This window comes from Lysobacter niastensis, assembly GCF_031457115.1.
GTDB lineage: Bacteria > Pseudomonadota > Gammaproteobacteria > Xanthomonadales > Xanthomonadaceae > Lysobacter_J > Lysobacter_J niastensis_A.
Genome location: NZ_JAVDVY010000003.1, coordinates 25,998 through 51,920, shown reverse-complemented (window position 1 = coordinate 51,920; position 25,923 = coordinate 25,998). Strand labels below are relative to the sequence as shown.

General features: G+C 66.3%; 25 protein-coding genes. 17 read left to right on the top strand and 8 right to left on the bottom strand.

Features of this window, described 5'->3' with window-relative positions; genetic code table 11:
• Positions 1-3 precede the first annotated feature (3 nt).
• Together J2X06_RS14830 and galU are read left to right on the top strand one after the other, a co-directional pair.
• On the top strand, positions 4-1,917 hold the full coding sequence (locus tag J2X06_RS14830) for a polysaccharide biosynthesis protein (protein ID WP_310063755.1): 1,914 nt from the start codon (positions 4-6) through the stop codon (positions 1,915-1,917).
• Complete coding sequence (gene galU, locus J2X06_RS14825) at positions 1,917-2,819, top strand: UTP--glucose-1-phosphate uridylyltransferase GalU (protein WP_310063754.1); 903 nt, start codon at positions 1,917-1,919, stop codon at positions 2,817-2,819. Before J2X06_RS14830 ends, galU begins: the two co-directional genes overlap by 1 nt.
• 17 nt (positions 2,820-2,836) lie before the next feature.
• On the opposite strand, the gene J2X06_RS14820 is transcribed toward galU, so the two are convergent.
• The 4 genes from J2X06_RS14820 to J2X06_RS14805 all read right to left on the bottom strand — a co-directional run bounded on the left by J2X06_RS14820 (position 2,837) and on the right by J2X06_RS14805 (position 7,787).
• Positions 2,837-3,268 (bottom strand): hypothetical protein, encoded by a 432-nt coding sequence (locus J2X06_RS14820; protein ID WP_310063751.1) that lies wholly within the window; start codon positions 3,266-3,268, stop codon positions 2,837-2,839.
• 248 nt (positions 3,269-3,516) lie between these two features.
• Positions 3,517-4,725 (bottom strand): acetyl-CoA C-acyltransferase, encoded by a 1,209-nt coding sequence (locus J2X06_RS14815; RefSeq protein ID WP_310063750.1) that lies wholly within the window; start codon positions 4,723-4,725, stop codon positions 3,517-3,519.
• A 24-nt stretch (positions 4,726-4,749) separates the two neighbouring features.
• Positions 4,750-7,125: a 3-hydroxyacyl-CoA dehydrogenase/enoyl-CoA hydratase family protein gene (locus J2X06_RS14810; protein WP_310063748.1), complete on the bottom strand. Its 2,376-nt coding sequence runs from the start codon at positions 7,123-7,125 to the stop codon at positions 4,750-4,752.
• A gap of 41 nt (positions 7,126-7,166) precedes the next feature.
• A complete protein-coding gene (locus J2X06_RS14805) occupies positions 7,167-7,787 on the bottom strand; it encodes a TetR/AcrR family transcriptional regulator (protein ID WP_310063745.1) in 621 nt (206 codons plus the stop codon).
• 219 nt (positions 7,788-8,006) lie between these two features.
• Here J2X06_RS14805 and ndk point away from each other — a divergent pair, with 219 nt between their 5' ends.
• From ndk to moeB, 10 genes are all read left to right on the top strand, one after another.
• Entirely contained in the window at positions 8,007-8,432 is a 426-nt protein-coding gene (ndk, locus tag J2X06_RS14800; RefSeq protein ID WP_310063743.1) for a nucleoside-diphosphate kinase, read from the top strand.
• Positions 8,433-8,568: 136 nt separating this feature from the next.
• Positions 8,569-9,699 carry a 23S rRNA (adenine(2503)-C(2))-methyltransferase RlmN gene (gene rlmN / locus J2X06_RS14795; protein WP_310064459.1) on the top strand — a complete coding sequence of 377 codons (1,131 nt, stop codon included), beginning with the start codon at positions 8,569-8,571 and terminating at the stop codon, positions 9,697-9,699.
• 70 nt (positions 9,700-9,769) lie between these two features.
• Complete coding sequence (gene pilW, locus J2X06_RS14790) at positions 9,770-10,564, top strand: type IV pilus biogenesis/stability protein PilW (protein WP_310063741.1); 795 nt, start codon at positions 9,770-9,772, stop codon at positions 10,562-10,564.
• On the top strand, positions 10,564-11,361 hold the full coding sequence (locus J2X06_RS14785) for a helix-turn-helix domain-containing protein (protein ID WP_310063739.1): 798 nt from the start codon (positions 10,564-10,566) through the stop codon (positions 11,359-11,361). Before pilW ends, J2X06_RS14785 begins: the two co-directional genes overlap by 1 nt.
• An 87-nt stretch (positions 11,362-11,448) precedes the next feature.
• A complete protein-coding gene (locus J2X06_RS14780) occupies positions 11,449-12,078 on the top strand; it encodes a YfgM family protein (protein WP_310063737.1) in 630 nt (209 codons plus the stop codon).
• Positions 12,078-13,274 carry an outer membrane protein assembly factor BamB gene (bamB, locus tag J2X06_RS14775; protein ID WP_310063735.1) on the top strand — a complete coding sequence of 399 codons (1,197 nt, stop codon included), beginning with the start codon at positions 12,078-12,080 and terminating at the stop codon, positions 13,272-13,274. The genes J2X06_RS14780 and bamB overlap by 1 nt, the downstream gene beginning before the upstream one ends.
• A 71-nt stretch (positions 13,275-13,345) precedes the next feature.
• Entirely contained in the window at positions 13,346-14,746 is a 1,401-nt protein-coding gene (der, locus tag J2X06_RS14770) for a ribosome biogenesis GTPase Der (RefSeq protein ID WP_310063733.1), read from the top strand.
• A 151-nt stretch (positions 14,747-14,897) separates the two neighbouring features.
• The gene (gene mobA / locus J2X06_RS14765) at positions 14,898-15,509 is read left to right on the top strand and encodes a molybdenum cofactor guanylyltransferase (protein ID WP_310063732.1); all 612 of its coding nucleotides are present in this window, start codon (positions 14,898-14,900) and stop codon (positions 15,507-15,509) included.
• The gene (locus J2X06_RS14760) at positions 15,506-16,723 is read left to right on the top strand and encodes a molybdopterin molybdotransferase MoeA (protein WP_310063730.1); all 1,218 of its coding nucleotides are present in this window, start codon (positions 15,506-15,508) and stop codon (positions 16,721-16,723) included. Before mobA ends, J2X06_RS14760 begins: the two co-directional genes overlap by 4 nt.
• 31 nt (positions 16,724-16,754) lie before the next feature.
• Positions 16,755-17,888 (top strand): molybdopterin-synthase adenylyltransferase MoeB, encoded by a 1,134-nt coding sequence (gene moeB, locus J2X06_RS14755; protein ID WP_310063729.1) that lies wholly within the window; start codon positions 16,755-16,757, stop codon positions 17,886-17,888.
• Between the two features lie 6 nt (positions 17,889-17,894).
• On the opposite strand, the gene J2X06_RS14750 is transcribed toward moeB, so the two are convergent.
• Both J2X06_RS14750 and J2X06_RS14745 read right to left on the bottom strand, forming a co-directional pair.
• Positions 17,895-18,716, bottom strand: coding sequence for an alpha/beta hydrolase (locus J2X06_RS14750; RefSeq protein WP_310063728.1), 822 nt, complete (start codon positions 18,714-18,716; stop codon positions 17,895-17,897).
• A 3-nt stretch (positions 18,717-18,719) separates the two neighbouring features.
• Positions 18,720-19,031 carry a DUF1244 domain-containing protein gene (locus J2X06_RS14745; protein ID WP_310063726.1) on the bottom strand — a complete coding sequence of 104 codons (312 nt, stop codon included), beginning with the start codon at positions 19,029-19,031 and terminating at the stop codon, positions 18,720-18,722.
• A gap of 120 nt (positions 19,032-19,151) precedes the next feature.
• Between J2X06_RS14745 and folD the strand changes: the two genes are divergently transcribed.
• The 4 genes from folD (at position 19,152) to tadA (ending at position 23,807) form a co-directional block, all read left to right on the top strand.
• Entirely contained in the window at positions 19,152-20,075 is a 924-nt protein-coding gene (gene folD, locus J2X06_RS14740; protein ID WP_310063725.1) for a bifunctional methylenetetrahydrofolate dehydrogenase/methenyltetrahydrofolate cyclohydrolase FolD, read from the top strand.
• Positions 20,076-20,203: 128 nt separating this feature from the next.
• Positions 20,204-21,661 (top strand): IMP dehydrogenase, encoded by a 1,458-nt coding sequence (guaB, locus tag J2X06_RS14735; protein ID WP_310063723.1) that lies wholly within the window; start codon positions 20,204-20,206, stop codon positions 21,659-21,661.
• 74 nt (positions 21,662-21,735) lie between these two features.
• Positions 21,736-23,301 carry a glutamine-hydrolyzing GMP synthase gene (gene guaA / locus J2X06_RS14730; protein ID WP_310063721.1) on the top strand — a complete coding sequence of 522 codons (1,566 nt, stop codon included), beginning with the start codon at positions 21,736-21,738 and terminating at the stop codon, positions 23,299-23,301.
• Entirely contained in the window at positions 23,301-23,807 is a 507-nt protein-coding gene (tadA, locus tag J2X06_RS14725; RefSeq protein ID WP_310063720.1) for a tRNA adenosine(34) deaminase TadA, read from the top strand. Before guaA ends, tadA begins: the two co-directional genes overlap by 1 nt.
• A gap of 13 nt (positions 23,808-23,820) precedes the next feature.
• On the opposite strand, the gene J2X06_RS14720 is transcribed toward tadA, so the two are convergent.
• Positions 23,821-24,306 (bottom strand): DUF2721 domain-containing protein, encoded by a 486-nt coding sequence (locus J2X06_RS14720; RefSeq protein WP_310063719.1) that lies wholly within the window; start codon positions 24,304-24,306, stop codon positions 23,821-23,823.
• Between the two features lie 79 nt (positions 24,307-24,385).
• On the opposite strand from J2X06_RS14720, the gene orn reads away from it, so the two are divergent.
• Positions 24,386-24,955: an oligoribonuclease gene (gene orn, locus J2X06_RS14715; RefSeq protein ID WP_310063717.1), complete on the top strand. Its 570-nt coding sequence runs from the start codon at positions 24,386-24,388 to the stop codon at positions 24,953-24,955.
• A gap of 25 nt (positions 24,956-24,980) precedes the next feature.
• Here the strand turns inward: orn and J2X06_RS14710 are convergent, their stop codons facing one another.
• Complete coding sequence (locus J2X06_RS14710) at positions 24,981-25,868, bottom strand: mechanosensitive ion channel family protein (protein WP_310063715.1); 888 nt, start codon at positions 25,866-25,868, stop codon at positions 24,981-24,983.
• Between the last annotated feature and the right edge of the window lie 55 nt (positions 25,869-25,923).

Genomic DNA, 25,923 nt, shown 5'->3' with positions numbered 1-25,923 from the left:
GGAATGGCATCTTTGCGTGACAAGTGGAGAGGCGCTGCACCGCGGATCGCGGTAGTGGCCCACGATCTGACCATGGTCTGGCTGGCGTGGCTGGGATTGCATTGGCTGCGTCTGGGCGTGCTCGCTCATCCGCCTGCGATCCCGCTGTGGTCGACCGAAATACTCCTGGTCCTTGCCGCGCAGGCGTTGGTCTTCTGGCAGGTTGGCCTCTACCGGGGGCTGTGGCGCTTTGCCAGCGTTCCGGACCTGTGGAACATCTTCAAGGCCTGCGTACTGGGCCTGTTCGCGATCGTTTTGGGGCTGTTCCTCTATAACCGTCTCGATTTCGTTCCGCGTACCGTGCTCGTGCTTTATCCGCTGGTGCTGATGGGCCTGTTGGGTGCGCCGCGATTGTTTTACCGGGCATGGAAGGATGCCCAGAGCGAGCATTCCGCGCTCAATTCCGTCCGCATACTGATCCTGGGCGCAGGACACGCCGGCGAGGCACTGGTGCGTGACCTGCGGCGCTTCGGTACCTACCAGCCCGTGGGTTTCATCGACGATGCGATTCGGCTTCGCGGCAGCAAGGTGCAGGGCGTGCCGGTGTTGGGGCGTGTGCAGGACGTGGCGGAAATCGCGCGCGAGACCGCCGCCAAGCTGCTGGTGATCGCCATGCCGTCCGTCGATGCCAGTGCGCTGCAGCGCGTGGTGATGGCGTGCGAGCGGACCGGATTGCCGTTCCGCATGGTGCCGCGCCTGCAGGACGTGCTGGAAGGGCGTTCGTTGCCGGGCGAACTCAAGGAGGTCGCGATCGAGGACCTGCTGGGCCGCAAGCCCGTGCTGCCGGACTGGAAGGCCATCCGCGGATGGCTCGGTGGGCGTTCGGTCCTGGTCACCGGCGCGGGCGGGTCGATCGGCTCCGAGCTCTGCCGCCAATGCGCACGTCACGGTGCGCGTCGCATCGGCCTGCTCGAGATCGACGAGCTGTCCCTGATGACGATCGAGACCTCGCTGCGTCGGGATTTCCCGGATGTCGAACTGATTTCGATCCTGGGCGACTGTGGCGACCCGGCCGTAATCGCCCATGCATTATCCCTGGCTGAGCCGGAGGCGGTGTTCCACGCCGCAGCCTACAAGCAGGTGCCGGTGCTGGAAGCCCAACTGCGCGAGGCCGTGCGCAACAACGTGCTGGCCACCGAAACAGTGGCGAGGGCGTGCTGCGCTTCGGGCGTGGGCACGTTCGTGCTGATCTCCACCGACAAGGCGGTCGATCCGGCCAATGTGCTGGGCGCGACCAAACGACTGGCCGAGATGCTTTGCCAGTCGCTGGCGTCCCAGCATTCCACGCGTTTCGTCACGGTGCGCTTCGGCAACGTGCTCGATTCGGCGGGCAGTGTCGTTCCGCTGTTCCGCGAGCAGATCCGCAACGGTGGTCCGGTGACGGTCACCGATCCCGAAGTCACGCGATTTTTCATGACGATTCCTGAAGCCTGCCAGCTCATCCTGCAGGCCTCGGCCATCGGTACCCATGAAGCCATCTATACGCTCGACATGGGCGAGCCAGTACCGATCCGGTTGCTGGCCGAGCAGATGATTCGGCTTGCGGGCAAACAGCCGGGGCGCGACATTGCCATCATCTACACCGGCCTGCGCCCTGGCGAAAAGCTGCACGAGACGCTGTTTCACGCGGACGAGCGTTACCGCCCGACGTTCCACCCGAAGATCCTTCTGGCTGAGCCGCGCGAGGTCTCCGAAGCCGCGGTGCATGGCGCGATGACCGAACTGCGGGCGGCAAGCGTCCGTTATGACCGCGAGGCGCTCGCCGAGTGGCTGCATGCCGCCGTGCCCGAGTTCCGTCCGGTCGGTCCCCACGTATCGCCCTATGCCGGCACTGCCACCGTGGTGGCATTCCCCGCCCGTAACGCCAGGAAGATTTGATGTCAGTACGTGTTCGCAAGGCCGTTTTCCCGGTTGCCGGCTTGGGCACTCGGTTTCTTCCGGCCACAAAGACCGTTCCCAAGGAAATGCTGCCGATCGTGGATCGGCCGCTGATCCAGTACGCCGTCGACGAAGCGGTGGAAGCAGGTTGCGACACGTTGATCTTCGTCACCAACCGCTACAAGCATGCGGTGGCCGACTATTTCGACAAGGCCTACGAACTCGAGCAGAAACTGGAACGCTCGGGCAAACAGGAACAACTGGAATTGATCCGCAACGTCCTGCCCAAGGGCGTCCGGGCTGTGTTCGTTACCCAGGCCGAGGCGTTGGGACTGGGGCACGCGGTGCTCTGCGCCAAACCGATCGTCGGCGATGAGCCATTTGCCGTGTTGCTGCCCGACGACCTGATCTGGAATCGTGGCGGTGTCGGTGCCCTCAAGCAGATGGCCGATGCCGCTGAAGTGTCGGGCGCCAGCGTTATCGCTGTGCAGGACGTGCCCCGCGAACAGACCGGCAGCTACGGTATCGTCGCGACCGAGGCATTCAGCGGGCGCCAGGGGCGGATCAGTGCCATGGTCGAAAAGCCGACACCTGAAGCCGCGCCGAGCACGCTGGCCGTGGTCGGTCGTTACATTCTCAGCCCGAGGATCTTCGACCTGCTCGAGCGCACGACGCCCGGCGCGGGCGGGGAGATCCAGCTCACCGATGCCATCGCGTCATTGCTTGGCGAATCGCCGGTCAACGCCTACCGGTTCAAGGGCACGCGATTCGATTGCGGTACGCACATCGGTCTGATCGAGGCGACGATCCGCTATGCGCTGGATCATGAAAAGCTCAGCGACCTGGCGCGCCAGTTGATGCAGAACGCGCTCGGCGAACTGGGCGTCGAGGACCTGGGCTAAGCGTCGGTCCTGCTGGCCTATCCGCCGTAGCGCCACCATGCCCACAACGCCCAGCCGGCCAGACCGCCGGCCAAGCCCAGCGCGCTGAGACCAAGCAACTCGACACGACGTGCCCAGTCGAGGGCGGTGCGATCGCGCAGCACGCGCACGTCACGCAGGGTTTTCCATTCCTGGGGCGGGAAACGCCCCTGGAGGCGGGCGGCGTAACCCAGTCGTCGCAGGTTCAATCCGAGCCCGATCGCTGGCACCGCCAAGGCCAGGCCTAGGCCGACCAGCATCTGGCGAAGCCAGCGGCGGACAGTCTCGGGGTCACCGCCGCCCAGATGCTCGGTGACGCCGCGCAGCCACAGGTTCAGCTGCCACAGCATTACCGCGCACAGCAGCATGATGAGCGCGAGCAGCCACAGCGTGCGATTGCGATAAGCCCTGTCGGCGCGATGGATTTCCATGGTCGTCTCCCCGTAACCGCGCCATCAAACCCGTAACAGGAAGGCGTGTCCAGCCCGTCCGTCAGCCAGACTGAGCGGCTGTCTTTCGAAAAGCGGCGAATGTGACGGCCGATGGGATTTCATGCAGGCGCCCAACGCCAGCTCGTAACGTGCCGAACACGCTTCGCACGAACGGGGCCTTACGCGGAGCACAAAAAATAACGGGCGGCCTGTGGCCGCCCGTTTCGCTACACGGTTGCAGAAAGCAATCAGAGCGCTTCGAAAATGCCCGCAGCACCCATGCCGGTGCCGATGCACATGGTCACCATGCCGTACTTCTGCTGGCGGCGGCGCAAGCCATGCACGATGGTCGCAGTGCGGACCGCACCGGTGGCGCCGAGCGGATGGCCGAGCGCGATGGCGCCGCCGAGCGGATTGACCTTGCTGGGATCGAGCCCCGAGTCGCGGATGACGGCCAGCGCCTGGGCTGCGAAGGCCTCGTTGAGTTCGATCCAGTCGAGCTGGTCCTTGGTCAGCCCCGCCTGCTTGAGCGCCTTGGGAATCGCCGCGATCGGGCCGATGCCCATCACTTCTGGACGCACGCCGGCGACGGAGAAGCTGACGAACCGTGCCAGCGGGGTCAGTCCGTAGTCCTTGATCGCCTGCGCAGACGCCAGCAGCACCGCGCCCGCGCCGTCGCTCATCTGCGAGCTGTTGCCGGCGGTGACCGAGCCGCCGAACTGGCCGTTGCGGAACACCGGCCTGAGCTTGGCCAGGCCTTCGATCGAAGAGTCCGGGCGCGGGCCCTCATCAATATCGACCAGCGACTTCTTCACTCGGACGGCATTGCCTGCCAGGTCCGGAATGCGCGAGATCACCTCGTACGGCGAGATCTCGGACTTGAACTCACCGGCCTGGATCGCGGCGATGGCCTTTTGGTGCGAAGCCAGCGCGAAAGCGTCCTGGTCCTCACGCGAGACCTTCCATTCCTCGGCGACCTTCTCGGCGGTGATGCCCATGCCGTAGGCGATGGCGACGTTCTCGTCCCTGGCGAACACCTGCGGGCTCAGGGCGATCTTGTTGCCCATCATCGGCACCATCGACATCGATTCGGTACCGCCGGCCAGCATCAGGTCGGCATTGCCCAGGCGGATCTGGTCGGCGGCGAGCGCCACGGCCTGCAGTCCCGACGAGCAGAAACGATTGATGGTCTGCGCGGCGATCGTGTTGGGCAGGCCGGCCAGCAGCGCGCCGATGCGCGCCACGTTCATGCCTTGCTCGCCTTCGGGCATGGCGCAGCCGATGATCGCGTCGTCGATGCGGTTGACATCGATGCCCGGCGCCTGGGCGACCACGGCCTTGAGCACGTGGGCCAGCATTTCGTCGGGACGGGTGTTGCGGAATACGCCACGCGGCGCCTTGCCGACGGGGGTGCGGGTGGCGGCGACGATGTAGGCGTCTTGAACTTGCTTGGTCATTTTCGTGTCCTGTGTCGTCGTCGCTTAGTTGCGCAGCGGCTTGCCGGTCTTGAGCATGTGCGCGATGCGTTCCTGCGTCTTGGGCATCTGCGCCAGGGCGACGAAGTGTTCGCGTTCGAGCTTGAGCAGCCATTCCTCGTCGACCAGCGCGCCGCGATCGACTTCGCCGCCGCAGATCACGGTGGCGATGCGCGAGGCGATCTCGTAGTCGTGCGGGGAGATGAAGCGGCCTTCGAGCATGTTGACCAGCATCATCTTGAAGGTGGCGATGCCGACGTCGCCGGCGACCTGGACGCGGCGGGCGGGCAGAGGCGGGCGGTAGCCGTTCTCGGCAAGCGCGCGTGCCTGCGCCTTGGCCACGTGCAGCAGTTCGAAGGCGTTGAAGACGACGGTGTCGTTATCGCGTGCGAGCTTGAGCTCGCGGGCTTCCATGGCCGAAGCGGACACCTTGCCCATCGCCACGCTTTCGAACGCGGTCTTGAGCTGCGCGAATACGTCGCCACCTGGGCCAGCGGCATCGGAGGCGCGCACGGCGAACTCCTTCAGGCCGCCGCCGGCCGGCAGCAAGCCGACACCGGCCTCGACCAGGCCGACATAGCTCTCCAGCCCGAACACGCTGCTGGCGGCATGCATCTGGAACTCGCAACCGCCACCCAGCGCCAGGCCGCGCACCGCCGCGACCACCGGCACCAGCGCGTACTTGATGCGCTGGCTGGTGGCCTGGAAGTTGGCGACCATCGCCTCGAAGCCCTTGACGTCGCCCGCCTGCAGCAGGCCCAGCGCGCCGGCGAGGTCGGCGCCGGCCGAGAACGGCTCCTTCGGCTGCCAGATCACCAGGCCGGCGAAGTCGCGTTCGGCGACCGCGATCGCTTCCTGCAGTCCGTTGAGCACCTGGTCGTTGACCGTGTGCATTTTGGTTTTGAAGCTGACCACGGCGATGTCATCGCCTTCGTCGACCCACATCCGCACGCCGTCGTTCTCGTAGACGGTGCGGCCTTGCGAGAACTTCTCGCCGAGCAGCGGATCCGGGAAGCGCTGGCGGGCGTACACGGGATTGGACGAGCGGGGCACGTAGCTGTTGCGGGCCGGGCTGTAACTGCCGGCATTGCCATGCACGCCGTCGCGGCCGTCGAAGACCCAGTTCGGCAGCGGAGCGTTGCTCATCGCCTTGCCGGCGACAATGTCCTCGGCGATCCAGTCGGCGATTTGCTTCCAGCCAGCGGCCTGCCAGGTCTCGAACGGACCCAGCGACCAGCCGTAGCCCCAGCGCATGGCGAAATCGACCTCACGTGCGGTGTCGGCGATCGATTCCAGGTGGTAGGCGCTGTAGTGGAAGGTGTCGCGGAAGATCGCCCACAGGAACTGCGCCTGAGGGTGCTCACTGCCGCGCAGGGCGGCGAATTTTCTGGACGGATCCTTTTCTTTGAGCATTGTGGCGACGTCGGCATCCAGCTCGCCTGCCGAGACGCGGTAATCCTGCGCCTGCAAATCCAGCACGAGGATGTCCTTGCCGCGTTTGGTGTAGACGCCGGCGCCGGTCTTCTGGCCCAGGGCTCCCTTTTCGATCAAGGCCGACAGCCACTTCGGGGCCTGGAAGTACGAATGCCACGGGTCTTCCGGGAGCGTGTCGGCCATCGTCTTGATGACGTGGGCCATGGTGTCCAGTCCAACCACGTCGGCGGTGCGGAATGTCGCCGACTTGGGACGGCCGATGGCCGGGCCGGTCAGCGCGTCGACGGTATCGAAGCCCAGGCCGAATTGTTCGGTGTGGTGCATGCCGGCCAGCATCGAGAACACGCCGATGCGGTTGCCGATGAAGTTGGGCGTGTCCTTGGCGATCACCACGCCCTTGCCGAGCGTCGTGGTCAGGAAGGTCTCCAGGCTTTCCAGCACGGCGGCGTCGGTGGTGCGCGCCGGGATCAGCTCTGCCAGGTGCATGTAGCGGGGCGGATTGAAGAAGTGCACGCCGCAGAAGCGATGACGCAGTTGTTCGGGAAGCACTTCGGCGAGCTTGTTGATGCCCAGGCCCGAGGTATTGCTGGCCAGCACTGCGTGGTCGGCGACGAACGGCGCGATCTTCTTGTAAAGATCCTGCTTCCAGTCCATCCGTTCGGCGATGGCCTCGATGATGAGGTCGCAACCGCGCAGGTGTTCAAGGCCGGTCTCGTAGTTGGCGGCGGTGATGCGCTCGGCCAGCGGCTTGCTTGCGAGCGGAGCCGGGCTGAGCTTGCCGAGATTGGCGATGGCCTTGCCGACGACGCCGTTGGGATCGCCTTCCTTCGCGGGCAGGTCGAACAGGACGGTGTCGACTCCGGCATTGGTCAGGTGGGCGGCAATCTGCGCGCCCATCACGCCTGCGCCGAGGACAGCGGCGCGGCGTACAAGCAGTTTCTTAGACATGTGTTTCAAGTCCTTGTTATAAAAACAAAAATAAATTCTTATTAGCTCTTGAAGCCGGCAGCGGCGAAGCGGATCAGTTCGCGCGCCGCGCGCTCGCGGTGCGCCGGTTCGCTGACGCCGACCGGGCGCTTGATCAGGCCGAAATCGGCCATGGCATAGGTGAGGGCACCCGACAGGAAGTCCAGCCGCAAATACAGCTCTTCCTTGGTCAGATCGGGTACGCAGCCGGCGATGGCCTTGGCGAATTCGCGCAGGACGTGGCCGTAGTGATCGGACAGGAACTTGCGCAGGCGATCGTTCTTCTCGGCATAGGCGCGGGCCACCACGCGGACGAACGCGCCGCCCCCGTGGCGATCCTGCGCTATGGCCAGGGCAGGCTGGACGAATGCGGCCAGGATCGGCTCCAGCTCGCCAGGCTGCTGTTCGAGGGCGACCTTCAGTGCGGCCAGGCGCTGGACGCTCATGTCGTCCATGCGTCGGCGGAAGACCTCGTTGACCAGGTTCTCCTTGCTGCCGAAGTGGTAGTTGACCGCGGCGATGTTCACGTCGGCGCGGCTGGTGACCTGGCGCAGCGACGTGCCGGTGAAGCCAAACTGGGCGAACAGTTCCTCGGCGGCGCCGAGAATGCGGTCTTTGGTGGAGAAGTGGGCGGTGGTGGCCATTTAGGTTGTCCGGGGCGACTGAATCAAACGCTTGTTTGATGCTAGTCCCGCCGCGCCTGAACCGTCAACGGAAACTTTCGCCAGACCCTGCAAATCGCCCGCCCAATCCGCTAGAATTACCGGAGCCTTGTGGGCTAAACCCGCGTCCTGACGCGGGTTTTTCTGTTATCCTCGGGCGCGAACTCTCGGTTCGCCCGCCCGCCTATCCGGAGAGAATCCATGGCGCTGGAGCGCACCCTGTCCATCATCAAGCCCGACGCCGTCGCCAAGAACGTCATCGGTGAGATCTACACCCGCTTCGAGAAGGCCGGCCTCAAGGTCGCCGCCTCGAAGATGAAGCAGCTTTCCAAGCAGGAAGCCGAAGGCTTCTACGCCGTTCACCGCGAGCGCCCGTTCTTCAGCGCGCTGGTCGAGTTCATGATCTCCGGCCCGGTGATGATCCAGGTGCTCGAAGGCGAGGGCGCGGTCCTGAAGAACCGCGACCTGATGGGCGCCACCAACCCGAAGGACGCCGCGCCGGGCACGATCCGCGCCGACTTCGCCGACAGCATCGACGCCAACGCCGTGCACGGCTCGGACAGCCTGGAGAACGCCGCGATCGAAGTCGCGTACTTCTTCCCGGCGACCGACGTTTTCGCCCGTTGATTGAAGCAAGGCCATGACCACGCAACGCGACAGCATCGACCTCACCCTCGCCGAAGCGGGCAACGCCGCGGCGACGGAGTCGGCGGCGCGCGTCGCGTCGGCCGTGGCCGGCAAGAGTGCGGCGGGGTCGGAGAAGATGAACCTCTTCGATCTCGACCGCGCATCGCTCGAGCGTTTCTTCGAGGAAACGCTCGGCGAGAAGAAATTCCGTGCGCACCAGGTGATGAAGTGGATCCATCACCGCTACGTCACCGACTTCAGCGAGATGACCGACCTGGGCAAGGCGCTGCGCGCCAAGCTCGAGCAGCACGCGGAAGTGCGCGTTCCGCAGGTGATCTTCGACAAGGCGTCCACCGACGGCACCCACAAGTGGCTGCTGGGCATGGACCCGAAGAACGCCATCGAGGCGGTATTCATCCCAGACAAGGGGCGCGGCACGCTATGCGTGTCCTCGCAGGTCGGTTGCGCGCTGAACTGTCAGTTCTGCTCGACCGCCACCCAGGGCTTCAACCGCAACCTGTCGACCGCCGAGATCATCGGCCAGGTCTGGGTCGCGGCACGCCACCTGGGCAACGTCCCGCACCAGCAGCGCAAGCTCACCAACGTGGTGATGATGGGCATGGGCGAGCCGCTGGCCAATTTCGACAACGTCGTGCGCGCAATGAGCATCATGCGCGACGACCTGGGCTACGGCCTGGCCAACAAGCGCGTCACGCTGTCGACCGCCGGCATGGTGCCGATGATCGACCGCCTGGGCGAGGAGAGCGACGTCTCGCTAGCCGTCTCCCTGCACGCGCCCAACGATGAGCTGCGCAGCGAACTGGTGCCGCTCAACAAGAAATATCCGATCGAACAGCTGATGGATGCCTGCGTGCGCTATGCGCTGCGCAAGCGCGGCACCTCGGTGACGTTCGAATACACCCTGATGAAGGGCGTCAACGACCAGCCGCAGCACGCGCGGCAGCTGGTTCGCCTGCTGCGGCAGTTCGACAACGCCGTGCAGATGAAGGACGCCGCCAAGGTCAACCTGATTCCGTTCAACCCATTCCCGGGCACGCGTTTTGAGCGCCCGGACGACGCCGCGATCCGCTCGTTCCAGAAACTGTTGAACGAGGCCGGGTTGATCGCACCGGTGCGCCGCACCCGCGGCGACGATATCGATGCCGCCTGTGGGCAGCTCAAGGGACAGGTGATGGACCGCACGCGTCGCCAGGCAGAGTTTCGTAAACGACTTGCCGCACAGGGAGTCGACGATGCCGCGGCCTGAGGCCCGCATCTTCCGGCTCCCGACTACGGCGTCGCACCGCGCCGCAATCCCTGCCGTCCGCTCCGTGGTCATGGCATTGGCGCTCGTACTGCTCGCCACCTCGTGCAACCGGCTCACGTTCGTCAAGCCGGACACCGCTCGCAAAGGCTTCGAGCGGACCGCCCCGGAAGTGAGCGTCGGCGCCACCCAGCGCTCGCGCGACGTCGAAGCCGCGCAGGCGCACCTGCAACTGTCGAAGGTGCGATTGCTCCACGGTGACTATCCCAGTGCGCAGAGCGAAGCACGCCAGGCGTTGAAGCTCGATCCGACCTCGGTCGACGCCAATACCCTGATCGCGGTTGCGAAGGAGCGCAGCGGCGACATGAAGGGGGCCGGCACCTACTACCAGCGTGCCGTCGATCTCGCGCCGAGTCGTGGCGGACCGCTCAACAACTACGGCACCTGGCTGTGCGCCAGCGGCCAGCCAGCCGAATCCCTGGCCTGGTTCGATAGGGCGCTGGCCGATCCGTCCTACGCGACTCCATCGGCGGCACTGGCCAATGCCGGTTCCTGCGCCGATCAGGCCGGACAGGACGCGCGTGCCGATCGCGACCTGCGCCGTGCCATCCAGCTCGACCCGAACAACGCCGTTGCCCTGTCGGCAATGGCCGAGCGGGAGCTTCACGCCGGCAACGCATTCGAGGCCAGGGCCTTCTCGGAGCGCCGCCTGGCCGCGGCGCCCGCCGACGCGCGCTCGTTGCAGCTTGCGTCACAGATCGAAGAAAAACTCGGCGACAGGACTGCCGCAGCGAAGTACGTTCAGCGACTAAGGGCGGAGTTCCCGGATACCCGGGCCTCCGAAACAGGGGATGAGGGTAAGCAATGATGTCGTCGATCGAAGTCGCGCCTTTGGGTGGCGTCAGCTGCGGCGCACGTCTCAAGCACGCGCGTGAGGCTGCCGGTCTGTCGGTGGAAGAGGTTTCCGCGCGTCTCAAGATGCCGGGCCGTGTTGTCCAGACGCTGGAGTCGGACGACTGGACTTCGCTCGGCGCGCCTGTGTTCGTTCGCGGCCAGGTTCGCAGCTACGCGCGCCTGCTGAATGTCGACGTCGATGCCTGGCTCGAACAGACGGCCCCCGAGGTCGCGCCTTCGGTGCTGGTCAGCCACAGCCACACGCCGCGCTTCAAGCGTGTCTTCGAGCACGTCACGCGCCGGGCCATCTACATCGTCATGACGGCCGCGATTGCGGTGCCGGTCTGGCTGGCGACCCGCCCTCATCTGAGCAACAACGTCGCTGTGCAGTCGCTGGAAGTGCCAAACGCCCCGGCGCCGGCCGCTGGCCCCGCGCCGGCTGTGCAGGCGCAGCAGCGCACCCCGATGGTCGCGTCGATGACGCCGATGCCGACGCAGGCCGCGCAGTCTGCGCTTTCCCTGAACTTCACCGGCGAAAGCTGGTTCCAGGTCATTGCGCCAGACGGCCGCACGATCGAGATGGGAACGCTGGCTTCCGGCCAGCAGCGCAGCTACGCCCCGGGCGAGGTTGGCAAGATCATTCTCGGCAATTCCAACGCCGTGCAGGCGCAGCAGGCCGGCAAGCCGGTCGATCTGACACCGTTCAGCCGAGCGAATGTGGCGCGCTTTACGCTATCCTCTGACGGTTCCCTCGCGCCGGTCGTCGACTGACCCGCGTCGCGGGTCATTCCATCCCACGGCCTGTAGCCCAGGCCCGTGCATTACTACGGGCCCTGCCGCAAGGCGGGGCGAGGCAGCATGGCGATCGACGAACTCCTCGACGAACACGAACAAAGCGAACGCGTCCTCCAGTGGTTGCGCAATAACGGCGCAGGCCTGATCGGCGGCATCCTGCTGGGGCTTGCGGCCATCGGCGGATGGAAATGGTGGGAGCAGCGCGGCGAGCACAAGCAGCTTGAAACCGCCACGCAGTACCAGGCCGCGATGGATGCCATCCAGGCCAAGGACGCCCAGGCCGGCAACAAGGTCAAGGCGCTCGGAGAAGGCGTGTACCACACGCTGGCTTCGCTGGAACTGGCCAAGACGCAGGTCGAGGCCAACCAGCGCGATGCCGCCATTGCCACGTTGAAGGCGATCCGCAGCAAAGACCCGGCCATCGCCGAAGTCGTGAACCTGCGCCTGGCGCGCCTGCTGATCGATGCCAAGCAGGCCGATGCCGCGCTCAAGCTGGTTGCCAATGCGAGCAGCCCTGCGGCGATCGAAGTCCGTGGCGACGCACAGCTCGCACTGGGCCAGCACGAACAGGCCCGCCAGGCCTACGCGCAGGCGATGACCAAGCTCGACGTCGCCTCGCCGCAACGCCGCCTGCTCGAACTCAAGCTCACCGAAGCCGGCGGTACGCCCGCCAAGCCAGAGGCCAAGTCCTGATGAAGCCCAGCTCGACGCTGTTCCGTTCCTCCCTGGTGCTGCTGTGCGCGTTCGCGCTCGGCGGTTGCACGACGGTCAAGGGTTGGTTCGGAGGCAAGAAGGACGACGGCAAGCCGAACGAGCCGGTTGAACTCACCAAAATCACGCCGACCCTGAAGGTGGCCAAGCTGTGGTCGGCCAATGCCGGCAAGGGCGAAGGACGCCTGGGCGTTCACCAGGGGCCGATCGTCGCGGACGGTCGCGTCTATGCCGCAGCGATCGAAGGTGGCGTGCGCGCGTTCGATCTGCAGACCGGCAAGGAGATTTGGGAATACAAGCCCGAGAAGAAGTCCGGCCTGCGTCTCTCCGGTGGTCCCGGTGTGGGCGACGGACTGGTCGTGATCGGTGACCTGGATGGCCACGTGATCGCGCTCGATGCCGCCTCCGGCACCGAGAAGTGGAAGGCGCAGGTGACCAACGAGGTCATCGCCGCGCCGACGATCGGCATGGGTACCGTGTTCGTGCGCAGCAACGACGGTCGTGTGACCGCGCTCGATGCCGCCAGTGGCGAGCGTCGCTGGTTCTGGGTGCACGACGTGCCGGCATTGACGGTGCGTGGCAACGATTCGCCGGTGCTGGGTCCGGGCTATGTGTTCGTCGGCAACGACGACGGCACGGTCAGCGCGCTGTCCGCCAGCGACGGCCGCACGGTCTGGGACCAGGCCATCGGACAGTCCGAAGGCCGTACCGAGCTGGACCGCATGTCGGACGTCGACGGTGCGCCGGTGCTGGAAGGCACCACGCTGTACGCGACCAGCTTCAAGAACCAGACGATGGCCATCGACGCGCCCAGCGGTCGCCCGATGTGGGCCAGCGATCACGGCGGCGCCGGTCGCATTGGTGTCGGCAGTGACCGCCTGGTCATCACCGACCCCACCGGTATCGTGTTTGGCCTGGACAAGACCGGCGGCAGCGCGCTCTGGCAGCAACCGGGGCTCGCGCGTCGCAGCCTCACCGGCGCCGCGGTCCAGGGCGAATACGCCGTGGTCGGCGATTACGATGGCTACGTGCACTGGCTGAAGCTGGATAATGGCGAGTTCGCCGCTCGTAGCCGCGTCGGTGGCAAGGCGCTGCGCGCCGCGCCAGTCGTGGCCGACGGCATCGTGCTGGTGCAGAACGTCGACGGTGAACTGACCGCGTTCTCCATCGCGCAATAATCTGCCGGGAAGCGACCCGGCCCCGCCCCGGCCTTGGCCGGGGCGTTCCATTTTGATCGGGTAGGTTTCCCATGCTTCCGTTAGTTGCCCTCGTTGGCCGTCCCAACGTCGGAAAATCCACGCTGTTCAACGCGCTTACGCGCAGTCGCGACGCCCTGGTCCACGACCAGCCCGGCGTCACGCGCGACCGCAACTACGGCGTATGCCGTCCTGAAGGCAAGCCCGCATTCGCGGTCGTCGATACCGGCGGCATCGCCGGTGAGGATGAAGGCCTGGCCGGCGCCACTGCCAGGCAGGCCCGCGCCGCGGCGGAAGAGGCGGACCTGGTGTTGTTCGTCGTGGACGGGCGCGAGGGAGCTTCGTCGCTCGACGACGACATCCTGAAGTGGCTGCGCAAGACGGCACGTCCGACGGTGCTGGTGGTCAACAAGACCGACGGCCTCGACGCGCAGGCGGCGATGAACGATTTCGCCCGCTACGGCTTCAGCGACGTGGTCGCGGTGTCGTCGGCGCATCGCCAGGGCATCGACGATCTGATCGACCACTCGCTGGCCAGGTTGCCGGAAGAAGGCGCCACCACCGAACTCGATGCCGATCCCTCGCGCGTCCGCGTGGCCTTCATCGGCCGTCCCAACGTCGGCAAGTCGACGCTGGTCAACCGCTTGCTGGGCGAGGAACGCATGATCGCCTCCGACGTGCCGGGCACCACCCGTGACGCCGTGGCGATCGACATGGAACGCGATGGTCGCCTGTATCGGCTGATCGACACCGCCGGCCTGCGCCGCAAGTCGAAGGTGGAAGAGGTGGTGGAGAAGTTCTCCATCGTCAAGACGCTGCGCGCCATCGAGGAATGCCAGGTCGCCGTGATCATGCTCGACGCCGGCGAAGGCGTGACCGACCAGGACGCCAGCGTGCTGGGGTACGCGCTCGACGCTGGCCGCGCACTGGTGGTCGCGATCAACAAGTGGGATGGTCTCACCGATTACCAGCGACAGCAGGCCGAGTCGCTGTTGGCGCGCAAGCTCGGATTCGTCGACTGGGCCGAGGCGGTACGCATCAGCGCCAAGCATGGCTCGGGCTTGCGCGAACTGTTCAAGGCGGTCCATCGCGCGCACGCGTCGGCAACGCGGGAGTTCAGCACCAGCGAGGTCAACAAGGCGCTGGAAGTCGCCTACGAGACCAACCCGCCACCGACCGTCCGCGGACACGTTGCCAAGCTGCGCTATGCCCACCCCGCGGCGAGCAATCCGCCGACGTTCGTCGTGCACGGCACGCGCTTGAAAACGCTCAGCGATACCTACAGGCGCTACCTCGAGAACTTCTTCCGCAAGCGGTTCAAGCTGGTCGGCACGCCGGTCCGCTTCGCCTTCAAGGAAGGCACGAATCCGTATGAAGGCAAAAAGAACGTGCTGAGCGAGCGCCAGGTTGCGAAGAAGAAGCGGTTGATCCGCCACGTCAAACGCCGCAAGTGATGTCCGGGCCCGCGCCATTGCGGGCTTTGCCGCGACGTCATCCCCGCTGCCAGGCCGTCATCCCCGCGAAGGCGGGGATCCAGCGCCTTGACCCCGATGAATCCGCGCTGTGCCGGCGCGCCGTCACGGTCATTTGCACGACAATGGCACCGTGATCCCAAGCCCCGCCGCCTCCGACATCACTCTCGGCATCCTCGCCGGCGGGCGTGCGACCCGACTGGGAGGCATCGACAAGGCCTGGCTGGAACGCGACGGTGTGCCGCAAGTCGTGCGCTGGCAGCGGCGCTTTGCGCAGGAAACCGGCACCGTGCTGGTCAGCGCCAATCGCAACCTCGAACACTATGCGGTGACCGGGCTGACCACGGTCTCCGATCGCACGGCTATCGATCTGGGGCCACTGGCCGGGCTGGACGCCTTGGCCGAAGCATGCGCCACTCCCTGGCTGCTGACGCTTCCGGTCGATCTGGTCGGCGTCAACGAGTGCCTGTTGCCCACGCTGGTGGCACTGGCGAGCGCCAACGGCGCCTTCGCCGTCGACGATGACGGCCCGCAGCCGTTGGTCGCGTTGTGGCGGGTGAGGGCGTTGCAGGATGCCACCGCGGCGGCGGCCGCGACGGGCGAGGTTGCCGTGCATGCGCTGCAGGCAGAGTTGGGCATGGCGGCCGTACGCTTCGACGGCGTACGCTTCGGCAACCTCAATACACCCGATGACCTGGCCGCGGCCGGGTTCACGCCTGCTTCGATCACGCCTGCTCCCCCATGACCGGATTCCCCACTGGACTGCTGTTCGACGACGCGCTTGCCATCGTGCGCGAGGTCGCCGCACAGCATCGCCTCGAAAACGAAACGCTCGCGTTGTCGCGCACGCATGGTCGCGTGCTTGCGGCCGAACTGCGCGCACCCCTGGCGTTGCCGCCGTTCGACAACAGCGCGATGGACGGCTTTGCCGTGCGTCACGCCGATCTGCGCGATGCGCAGGTTTCGCTGCATCTGGCCGGCGAGCAATACGCGGGACGCGCGTTCGGCATCCAGGTGGGCGAGGGCGAGTGTGTACGCATCACCACCGGCGCGCCGATGCCGGCAGGTGCGGACACGGTTGTCATCAAGGAGAACGCACAGAGCGAAGGGGATCGGATCGTCGTCCCGGGCGAAACCTCGTTTGGCGCAAATGTGCGCAAGGCCGGTGAGGACGTCGCCGTCGGTGATCTGGTGCTGCATGCAGGGCAGATGTTGACGCCGCCGCGCGTATCGTTGGCGGCATCGCTCGGCGTGCCTTCGCTGGCCGTGGCACGCAAGCCGACGGTGGCTGTTTTCACCAGTGGCGACGAGTTGGTCGAACCGGGCCTGTCCCTGGCGCCCGGCGAGATCTACGACAGCAACCGCGAACTGCTGATGGGCCTGTTGCGCGCCGACGGGCTGGAGCCGACCGCGTGGCCGCGCCTGCCCGACGATCCGCGTGCGGTCGAGATCGCCTTGCGCGATGCCGCCTGCGCCTTCGATCTTGTCATCACGTGTGGCGCGGTGTCGGCAGGCGAGAAGGACCACATTCCTGCCGTGCTGGAGCAGTTTGGACAGATTCATTTCTGGAAGGTGCGCATGAAGCCGGGCATGCCGCTGCTGTTCGGCAGCATGGATCAGGCACGCGTACTCGGATTGCCTGGCAATCCGGTGTCGGTGTTCGCCACCTACCTCAGCCTCGGCCGCGCACTGGTCGATGGCCTGCAGGGACGTAGCGAGCCGCGAGCGGTCGAACGTGCCCAACTGGTCGCGCCCATCGACAAGGCCCACCCGCGGCGCGAGTTCATGCGGGCGCAGGTGTTCTGCGACGACCACGGCGTGCTGCGCGCCGATCCGAATCCGGCCGTCGGCTCGCACCGGCTTCGCGCCGTGGCCGATTCCAACGCGCTGATCGTCGTGCCCGACGGTCCGCAGCGGCTGGCGGCGGGCGAGGTGGTCGAAGTCCTGCGCTACGCCTGATCCGTCGCGCGGTTGGCGCGATAATGGCCGCATGAACATCGAACGCATCACTCCCGCTGAAGCCCTGGGCCGCCTGCGTGAAGGCGCCGTGCTGGTCGACGTGCGCGAGTCGCACGAACGCGCGACCGGCTTCGCACAGGGCGCTCGGGGCATCGCCCGCGCCGAACTTGAAGCCGATCCGCAGTCGGCGCTGCCCGACCGCGACGCGCAGGTGCTGCTGATCTGCCAGGGCGGCGGTCGCTCGCTGAAGGCGGCGGAGGCGCTCGTGGAGGCGGGCTATCGCCACGTGGCGTCCGTGGAAGGCGGCACGACCCGCTGGATCGCCGAAGGCCTGCCGTTGACGCTTCCCGAAGGCGATGTCGATTTCTACGACCGCTACTCGCGCCATCTGCGCCTGCCGGAAGTGGGCGAGGCCGGGCAGCGCAAGCTACAGGCGGCGCGTATCGCGATGGTGGGTGCCGGTGGCCTGGGTTCGCCGGCGGGCTTTTATCTGGCCGCGGCCGGTGTCGGCACGCTGGTGCTGGCCGATGACGACGTGGTCGACCGCAGCAACCTGCAACGGCAGATCCTGCATACCGATGCGCGCATCGGCACGCCCAAGGTCGAGTCGGCGCGCATCGCGCTGTCGGCGCTGAATCCGCAGGTGAACATCGAAACCTTCCCCGAGCGCATCACCGCGGCCAATGTGGAGCGGTTGATCGCCGACGCCGATGTCGTGATCGACGGCGCCGACAACTTCCCGGTCCGTTACCTGCTCAATGACGCCTGCGTGAAATTGCGCAAGCCGCTGGTCTATGGCGCGGTCCATCGCTTCGAAGGGCAGGTCAGCGTGTTCGATGCAGGCCGCAAGCGCGGCGACGCACCGTGCTACCGCTGTCTGTTTCCGGAGCCGCCGCCGCCGGAGGCCGCGCCCAACTGCGCCGAGGCCGGCGTACTGGGCGTGCTGCCCGGCGTGATCGGGCTGTTGCAGGCTACCGAGGCCATCAAGCTGATCCTGGGCCAGGGCGATCCGTTGACCGGCCGCCTGCTGCATTTCGATGCGCTGGGCATGCGTTTCCGCGAGACGCGTCTGCGCGCGGACCCGCATTGTCCGGTGTGCGCGGCGGATCAGGATTTCCCCGGGTACATCGATTACGTGCAGTTCTGCGGCGCCCACTCGCCCTGATCAGTATCAGGCGCCGCCGGTCACGACGCTGGGCTCGGTCGTCCGTACGAGGTCCGCCTGCAGGAACCCGGCCAGCGCCCCCTCCAGTGCCGGGTCGCTGCCGAGCGTGGAATGGTCGGCGAAGGGCAGGTCGACCACGTGCGGCGGGCGTCCCAGCACGGAAATCAGGCGGTTGGTATGCGCCGCCGGAATCACGTCGTCCTGTCCGGCCCGCAGCACCATCACCGGGCCTGTGTAACCGCGCAGGTGGGTGGCCGAATCGAAACGGTCCCTGACGATCCATCCCATCGGCAGCAACGGATAGTGGCTCTGCGCGACGTTCACCAGGCAGTCGAACGGGGCCACCAGCACCAGCCGCTCCACGGAACGCTTGGACGCCACGTAACTGGCCACGCCGGTGCCCAGGCTCGTGCCGATCACGCTGATCGGCTGCCCTGGATGCTGCTCGCGGACATGGTCAAACAAGGCCAGGGCGTCGCCCAGTAACGCCGATTCGGTCGGCTCGCCGCCGCTGGCGCCGAAGCCTCGATAGGCGAGCAGGAAGATGCTGCGTCCGGGCAGCAGCCGCGCGAGTTGGTCCCGACGGTTCTCGATGCGTTCGGAGTTGCCGCCGAAGTAGATCACCGGGTTGGGAAGGCCGGCTTTGACCACCCAGCCGCGCAGCGTTACGCCGTCGCGCTCGAGGGTGAAATCGGTCAGGCCAGCGTGGATGCGCGTGGCCGAGGGCACGTAGATGATGTTGCGCTGCCTGGCGTACAGCCAGGCGCACATCGCGGCATAGCCCAGCAGGGGCAATGCGGCCAGACCCAGCAGTGGCTTGCTACGCATGACTCACCCTCCATGTTGTTTTTGTGCCGCTTCGAACGCGGCCAGCTGTTCCGGTGTGGCGTCCTTCTGGTGCTGCGCCTTCCATTGCGCGAACGGCATGCCGTAAACCATCTCGCGCGCCTCGTCCTTGGTCATCGTGATGCCGCGCTGCTCGGCGGCCTCGCGGTACCAGTCGGACAAGCAGTTGCGACAGAAGCCGGCGTGGATCATCAGGTCGATGTTCTGCACGTCCGCGCGTTCGTGCAGCAGGTGCTGGAGCAGGCGCCGAAAGACGGCGGCTTCGATCTGGACGGTTTCGAAATCGGATTCGGTCATGGCGGCCCCCGTCGAGGCGGGGCTTGGTGTCGGTTTTCGTGGCCTGCGGACAAGTTCGTGGGCTCCCCGGGCGATAATGCAGCGATAATGCGCACCTTCGACTGTAACCCAGCCTCTGCGATGACAGCTTCAACGCCCACCGCATCAACGCCTACCGCTTCTGCCGCCCGCATCCTCGACGGCAAGCGCATCTCCGAGGACCTGCTCGACAACCTCAAGGCGCGGGTCGACGCGCGCGTGGCATCGGGCAAGTCGCGTCCCGGGCTGGCGGTGGTCCTGGTGGGCAACGATCCTGCCTCCAGTGTCTATGTCAGGAACAAACGTCGTGCCGCGCAAAAAGTGGGCATCCGCGCGATCGACTACGACCTGCCGGCCGACACCAGCAATCAGGACCTGCTGGCCCTGATCGACCGCCTCAACGCCGACCCCGACGTCCACGGCATCCTGGTGCAGTTGCCGCTACCGGACCGCCGCGACGCCACCGGGCTGATTCACCGCATCGATCCGCGCAAGGACGTCGACGGCTTCCATCCCGAGAACGTCGGCCATCTCGCCCTGCGCCAATTCGGCCTGCGTCCGTGCACGCCGCGCGGCATCACCACGCTGCTGGCCTACACCGACCGACCGGTGCGGGGCCAGAGCGCGACGATCGTGGGCGTCTCCAACCACGTTGGCCGGCCGATGGCGCTGGAGTTGCTAATCGCGGGCTGCACAGTGACCAGCTGCCACAAGTTCACCCCGGCCGCCGTGCTGGAGGCCTCGGTGCGCAATGCCGACATCCTGGTGGTGGCGGTCGGTCGCCCGGGCCTGATTCCCGGGGAATGGGTGAAGCCCGGCGCGGTGGTGATCGATGTCGGCATCAACCGTCTCGACGACGGGCGCCTGGTCGGCGACGTCGGCTTCGAAGCAGCCGCTGAACGCGCCAGTTGGATCACGCCGGTGCCGGGTGGCGTCGGCCCGATGACCGTGGCCACGCTGATGCAGAACACGCTGGAGGCCGCCGAGGCGGCTGATTCGGGTCGCGGCTGGTCGCCGGTAGCGTAATCGCGGTGCCAGCCTGAAGGGTCCGGCCTGAGACTCCAACGCTGGAACGCGGCTTCCCACGGACCAGGCGAGCAAGCCGGGACCGGAACGGGTTACAATGGCGCGCTTCATCCTCCCGGCCCCCGCCCATGCTGCGTATCCAGGCTGAAGCACTGACTTTCGACGACGTTTCGCTCGTCCCGGCCCATTCGGTCGTCCTGCCCAAGGACGTCTCGCTCTCGACCCGCCTCACCCGCGAGCTGACCATTCGCCTGCCGATCCTGTCGGCGGCGATGGACACCGTCAGCGAAGCGCGCCTGGCCATCGCCATGGCGCAGCTGGGTGGCATCAGCATCATCCACAAGAACATGAGCGTGCAGGCCCAGGCCGCGCAGATCGCCTCGGTCAAGAAGTTCGAGGCCGGCGTGATCAAGGAGCCGTTCACTGTCGGCCCCGAGACCACGATCGCCGAGGTGCTCAAGCTCACGCGTGCCCGCAACATCTCCGGCGTGCCGGTGGTGGAGGGCGGACAACTGCTCGGCATCGTCACCAGCCGCGACATGCGCTTCGAGAAGAAGCTGGACGATCCGGTCCGCCACATCATGACCAAGAAGGATCGCCTCGTGACCGTGCGCGAAGGCGCCACCGACGAGGAAGTGCTGGGCCTGCTGCACAAGCACCGCATCGAGAAGGTGCTGGTGGTCAACGACGGCTTCGAGCTGCGCGGCCTGATCACCGTCAAGGACATCCAGAAGAAGTCCGACAACCCCAACGCCGCCTATGACAGCAGCGAGCGCCTTCTGGTCGGCGCCGCGGTCGGCGTCGGCGGCGACACCGAGGCGCGCATCGAGGCGTTGGCCGCGGCGGGCGTCGACGTGGTCGTGGTCGATACCGCGCACGGCCATTCGCAAGGCGTGCTCGACCGCGTGAAGTGGGTCAAGAAGAGCTTCCCGCAGTTGCAGGTCATCGGCGGCAACATCGTCACCGGCGATGCCGCGCTGGCGCTGATGGACCACGGCGCCGATGCGGTGAAGGTCGGCGTCGGTCCGGGCTCGATCTGCACGACCCGCGTCGTGGCCGGTGTCGGCGTGCCGCAGGTCACCGCGGTGGCGATGGTGGCCGAGGCGCTGCAGGATCGCATCCCGCTGATCGCCGACGGCGGTATCCGCTACTCCGGCGACATCGGCAAGGCCATCGTGGCCGGCGCTTCCACGGTGATGATCGGCGGCCTGTTCGCCGGCACCGAGGAAGCCCCGGGCGAAGTCGAACTGTTCCAGGGCCGCAGCTACAAGAGCTACCGCGGCATGGGCAGCCTGGGCGCGATGGAGCAGGGCTCCAAGGACCGCTACTTCCAGGACGCCAGCGACGCCGACAAGCTCGTGCCGGAAGGCATCGAGGGTCGCGTTCCGTATCGCGGCCCGCTGCGCGGCGTGGTGCACCAGTTGGCCGGCGGCCTGCGCGCGACGATGGGTTATGTCGGCTGCGCGACAATCGAGGAGATGCGCAAGAAGCCCAGCTTCGTGCGCATCACCAACGCCGGCGCGCGCGAGAGCCACGTGCACGACGTGCAGATCACCAAGGAACCGCCGAACTACCGCGCGGGTTGATATGACCGAGGAAGGGAGACGCAGGTTTCCCTTCTTCGTTTTGAGCCTTCGAATTCCAGCATTGCACGGCCCCCATGACCGACATCCATAGCGACAAGATCCTGATCCTCGATTTCGGCGCGCAGTACACGCAGCTGATCGCCCGCCGTATCCGCGAAATCGGCGTGTACTGCGAGATCTGGGCCTGGGACCACGATCCTGCCGAGATTGCGAAGTACGGCGCCAAGGGCATCATCCTGTCGGGCGGCCCGGAGTCGACCACGCTGGAAGGCGCTCCGAAGGCACCGCAGGAAGTCTTCGATTCGGGTCTGCCAATCCTGGGCATCTGCTACGGCATGCAGACGCTGGCCGCGCAGCTGGGCGGCGCCACCGAGGCCGCAGACGCGCGCGAGTTCGGCCATGCCGAAGTCGAGCTGGTCGCGAAGGACGCGCTGCTCGGCGGCCTGAGCGACCACGACGGCGAGTCGCGGATCGACGTATGGATGAGCCACGGCGACCACGTCGCCAAGGCGCCGCCGGGCTGGACCGTCACCGCCGTTACCGACCGCATTCCCGTGGCCGCGATGGCACTGGAAGAAAAGCGCTGGTACGGCGTGCAGTTCCATCCCGAAGTCACCCACACCAAGCAGGGCCTGACGCTGCTGCGCCGCTTCGTCAGCGAGATCTGCGGCTGCAAGACGCTGTGGACCGCGGCCAATATCATCGAAGACCAGATCGCGCGCGTGCGCGCCCAGGTCGGTTCCGACGAGGTCATCCTTGGGCTGTCCGGCGGCGTGGATTCGTCCGTCGTTGCCGCGCTGCTGCATCGCGCGATTGGCGAGCAGTTGACCTGCGTGTTCGTCGACACCGGCCTGCTGCGCTGGAACGAGGGCGACCAGGTGATGGCGATGTTCGCCGAGCACATGGGCGTCAAGGTGATCCGCGTCAACGCCGCCGACCGCTACTTCAATGCACTGGCCGGCGTCGACGACCCGGAAGCCAAGCGCAAGATCATCGGCAACCTGTTCGTCGAGATCTTCGACGAGGAGTCGTCCAGGCTCGCCAATGCCAAGTGGCTGGCACAGGGCACGATCTATCCCGACGTGATCGAATCGGCCGGCAGCAAGACCGGCAAGGCCCACGTCATCAAGAGCCACCACAACGTCGGCGGCCTGCCCGAGGACATGAAACTCGGCCTGGTCGAGCCGTTGCGCGAGCTGTTCAAGGACGAGGTGCGGCGCCTGGGCGTCGAGCTCGGGCTGCCGCGTGCGATGGTCTATCGCCACCCGTTCCCGGGCCCGGGCCTGGGCGTGCGCATCCTGGGCGAGGTCAAGCGCGAGCATGCGGAACTGCTGGCCAAGGCCGACCACATTTTCATCGATGAGCTGCGCAAGGCCGATCTGTACGACCGCGTGAGCCAGGCCTTCGCCGTGTTCCTGCCGGTCAAGTCGGTCGGCGTGGTGGGTGATGCGCGCGCCTACGAGTGGGTGATCGCGCTTCGCGCGGTCGAGACCATCGACTTCATGACGGCGCATTGGGCGCACTTGCCCTATGACTTCTTGGGGCGTGTTTCAAACCGTATTATCAATGAGTTGCGCGGTGTTTCTCGCGTTGTTTATGACATCAGCGGCAAGCCTCCCGCGACCATCGAGTGGGAATGATGTCGAAGGCCTTGCCGCCTGAGGAACTCGATCCTGTCCGTGCCGCAGACGAGCACTGGATGCGGCACGCGCTCGCGCTGGCCGAACGCGCCGAGCGCGAAGACGATGAGATCCCGGTAGGTGCCGTGCTGGTCTCGGCCGAGGGCGAAGTCCTCGGCGAGGGCTGGAACCGCAACATCACCGATCGCGATCCCACTGCGCACGCCGAGATCGTGGCCATGCGCCAGGCCGGGCTCCGGCTCGGTAACCACCGCCTCCTGGGCACCACGCTGTACATCACGCTGGAGCCGTGCGCGATGTGCGCGATGGCGATGGTGCACGCGCGCATAGCACGGGTGGTGTACGGCGCCACCGATCCCAAGACCGGCGCCGCCGGCAGCGTCTTCGACCTGCTGGCCGATCCGCGTCACAACCACCGCGTGCAGGTGCAGGGCGGGGTACTGGGAGAAGAAGCGGGAAGCCGCCTTACCGCGTACTTCCGTCGCAAGCGCGGCAAGGCCGTCTGAGGCGCCGAGCGCCCTAGTCGTTACGAAGGTACATCCGGTCCTTGGCGAGCTGCTCGTCTAGCTCCTTGTCGAGCATGCGCAGGCCCAGCTTCGCTTCGTGCCCCAGGCATATCGACGCGGCGAACATCAGCAGCACGCCGATCACGGCCAGGGCCGTCGGCAACAGGTCCAGCCGATAGCCGAGGAATGCGTCTACCGCGATCCCCATGCTGGTGCCGACGAAGGCGCTGATCGCGGCGTAGAGCATGCGCACCGATGCGAGCACCAGGTACGAGCGGCGGCGATGGATCGCGATGCGCGCTTCCAGCGCTGTCCGCGAGGGGCCCTGTGGTGTGCCACTGAGCACCTCGATCTCGCTCCGCATCCGATCGACCACACGCGCCAGCCGGTTGTTCGACGAGATCAGCAGCGAACTGGCCGCGGTCAGGAAGAACGCGGGCGTGATCATGGCCGAGACGACGGCGTAGTGCGAAGGGTCGATCGCGACGGGCGAGGGCATGCAGGGGTTCCTGACGGGGCGCGGCCTGCATCCGCAGGCCGTCTGTATGATGCTACCGACATTCCACCAGTGCGAGCGCATGGCTGCCATAACGACGAACGACGAGCACCTGATCTGGATCGACCTGGAAATGACCGGTTTGGATACGATCGGCGATTCCATCCTCGAGATCGCCACGGTGGTGACCGACAAGCAGCTCAACATCCTGGCCGAAGGTCCCGAGCTCGCCATTGCCCATCCCCTGGCACGGCTGGAAGCGATGGACGAGTGGAACCGCACCCAGCACGGCAAGTCTGGGCTGTGGCACCGCGTGCTCGACAGCAAGGTGACGATGGCGCAAGCCGAGGCGCAGACCGTCGAGTTCCTCTCGCACTGGGTGCCTGCGGGCAAGTCGCCGATGTGCGGCAATTCGATCTGCCAGGACCGCCGCTTCCTGCACCGGCAGATGCCGCGCCTGGAGAAGCACTTCCACTACCGCAACCTCGACGTCAGCACGATCAAGGAGCTGGCCAGGCGCTGGGCACCGGAGGTCTACGCGGGCGTGCGCAAGGAAGCTCGGCATACCGCGTTGAGCGACGTGCGCGATTCGATCGCCGAACTGCGCCACTACCGGTTGTCGATGGGCAAGCTGGGCGGCCTCGAAGGCTGACCGCCCCGGCAGGCTTTGCCTGAGCTCAGCCCGGCGGGCGGTCGACGGTGAGCGTGATGCCCGTGGCGCCGTCCTGGGTGATGGTGCGCACGGCGCGGACGTCGCGCTGCGCGCCCTGGATGCTGATTCCCGCCTCGTCGAAAACGCGCTTGATGCGCTCGTTGAGATCGCACTTGGTCGCGAAATGGTCGGCATTTCCGACATGGCAGCGCACGCCCAGGCGGACCGCCGTGTCGGCCAGTTCGTAGACCACCACGTCGGGCGCGGGTTCGGCCAGGATTCGCTGGTCGCCGCGCATGATGCGCATGATCGCCTCGCGCGCCGTATCGATATCGTCGGTGTAGCCGATGCCGATGATCAGTTCGATGCGACGCATCGTGTCCGGCGTCAGGTTGATGATCGGCGCGGTCGTGATGAGGTTGTTGGGCAGGACGATCGTCTGGTTGTCGGCGCCGCGCAGCCGGGTCTGGAAGATGCTGACCGCTTCGACCTTGCCGCTGCTGCCGCCGATCTGGACGATGTCGCCGACGCGGAACGGCTTGAGCGTCACCAGCATCACGCCGGAAGCGACGTTGGATAGCGAGTCCTTCATTGCCAGGCCGATCGCCAGTCCGGCTGCGCCAAGCACGGCAAACAGCGACGCAGGCGATACCTTCAGGAATATCTGCAGGATCGCCAGCACGAACACCATCAGGATCAGGACGTACGTCAGCCGACCCAGGAACTGCATCGCCGTGGGCTCGACGTGGGCGCGCGTCAGCGCCCGCGATACGCCGCGTGTGAGCCACTTGGCGACCTGGATGCCGACGTAGAGCGCCAGCAGCGCGCCGCCAAGGCGAAGTCCCCATTCGATGGCGACATCGGTCCAGCCGTCGCTGCGCTGGAACTCATTGATGATCTGTTCGGGAGTCAAGATGGCACCTCCTGCAAAATGCGACGCCCCGCATCAGCGGGGCGTCAGGTTCACC

What these genes read in the sequence shown, in the direction of transcription:
- tadA (WP_310063720.1), top strand. Translation starts at nt 23,301, where the DNA reads ATGTCGAAGGCCTTGCCGCCTGAGGAACTCGATCCTGTCCGTGCCGCA.
- J2X06_RS14830 (WP_310063755.1), top strand. Translation starts at nt 4, where the DNA reads ATGGCATCTTTGCGTGACAAGTGGAGAGGCGCTGCACCGCGGATCGCG.
- orn (WP_310063717.1), top strand. Translation starts at nt 24,386, where the DNA reads ATGGCTGCCATAACGACGAACGACGAGCACCTGATCTGGATCGACCTG.
- J2X06_RS14720 (WP_310063719.1), bottom strand. Translation starts at nt 24,306, where the DNA reads ATGCCCTCGCCCGTCGCGATCGACCCTTCGCACTACGCCGTCGTCTCG.
- ndk (WP_310063743.1), top strand. Translation starts at nt 8,007, where the DNA reads ATGGCGCTGGAGCGCACCCTGTCCATCATCAAGCCCGACGCCGTCGCC.
- bamB (WP_310063735.1), top strand. Translation starts at nt 12,078, where the DNA reads ATGAAGCCCAGCTCGACGCTGTTCCGTTCCTCCCTGGTGCTGCTGTGC.
- J2X06_RS14820 (WP_310063751.1), bottom strand. Translation starts at nt 3,268, where the DNA reads ATGGAAATCCATCGCGCCGACAGGGCTTATCGCAATCGCACGCTGTGG.
- J2X06_RS14760 (WP_310063730.1), top strand. Translation starts at nt 15,506, where the DNA reads ATGACCGGATTCCCCACTGGACTGCTGTTCGACGACGCGCTTGCCATC.
- folD (WP_310063725.1), top strand. Translation starts at nt 19,152, where the DNA reads ATGACAGCTTCAACGCCCACCGCATCAACGCCTACCGCTTCTGCCGCC.
- pilW (WP_310063741.1), top strand. Translation starts at nt 9,770, where the DNA reads ATGGCATTGGCGCTCGTACTGCTCGCCACCTCGTGCAACCGGCTCACG.
- J2X06_RS14785 (WP_310063739.1), top strand. Translation starts at nt 10,564, where the DNA reads ATGTCGTCGATCGAAGTCGCGCCTTTGGGTGGCGTCAGCTGCGGCGCA.
- guaA (WP_310063721.1), top strand. Translation starts at nt 21,736, where the DNA reads ATGACCGACATCCATAGCGACAAGATCCTGATCCTCGATTTCGGCGCG.
- J2X06_RS14815 (WP_310063750.1), bottom strand. Translation starts at nt 4,725, where the DNA reads ATGACCAAGCAAGTTCAAGACGCCTACATCGTCGCCGCCACCCGCACC.
- J2X06_RS14745 (WP_310063726.1), bottom strand. Translation starts at nt 19,031, where the DNA reads ATGACCGAATCCGATTTCGAAACCGTCCAGATCGAAGCCGCCGTCTTT.
- J2X06_RS14750 (WP_310063728.1), bottom strand. Translation starts at nt 18,716, where the DNA reads ATGCGTAGCAAGCCACTGCTGGGTCTGGCCGCATTGCCCCTGCTGGGC.
- galU (WP_310063754.1), top strand. Translation starts at nt 1,917, where the DNA reads ATGTCAGTACGTGTTCGCAAGGCCGTTTTCCCGGTTGCCGGCTTGGGC.
- J2X06_RS14810 (WP_310063748.1), bottom strand. Translation starts at nt 7,125, where the DNA reads ATGTCTAAGAAACTGCTTGTACGCCGCGCCGCTGTCCTCGGCGCAGGC.
- J2X06_RS14780 (WP_310063737.1), top strand. Translation starts at nt 11,449, where the DNA reads ATGGCGATCGACGAACTCCTCGACGAACACGAACAAAGCGAACGCGTC.
- guaB (WP_310063723.1), top strand. Translation starts at nt 20,204, where the DNA reads ATGCTGCGTATCCAGGCTGAAGCACTGACTTTCGACGACGTTTCGCTC.
- rlmN (WP_310064459.1), top strand. Translation starts at nt 8,569, where the DNA reads ATGAACCTCTTCGATCTCGACCGCGCATCGCTCGAGCGTTTCTTCGAG.
- J2X06_RS14805 (WP_310063745.1), bottom strand. Translation starts at nt 7,787, where the DNA reads ATGGCCACCACCGCCCACTTCTCCACCAAAGACCGCATTCTCGGCGCC.
- der (WP_310063733.1), top strand. Translation starts at nt 13,346, where the DNA reads ATGCTTCCGTTAGTTGCCCTCGTTGGCCGTCCCAACGTCGGAAAATCC.
- moeB (WP_310063729.1), top strand. Translation starts at nt 16,755, where the DNA reads ATGAACATCGAACGCATCACTCCCGCTGAAGCCCTGGGCCGCCTGCGT.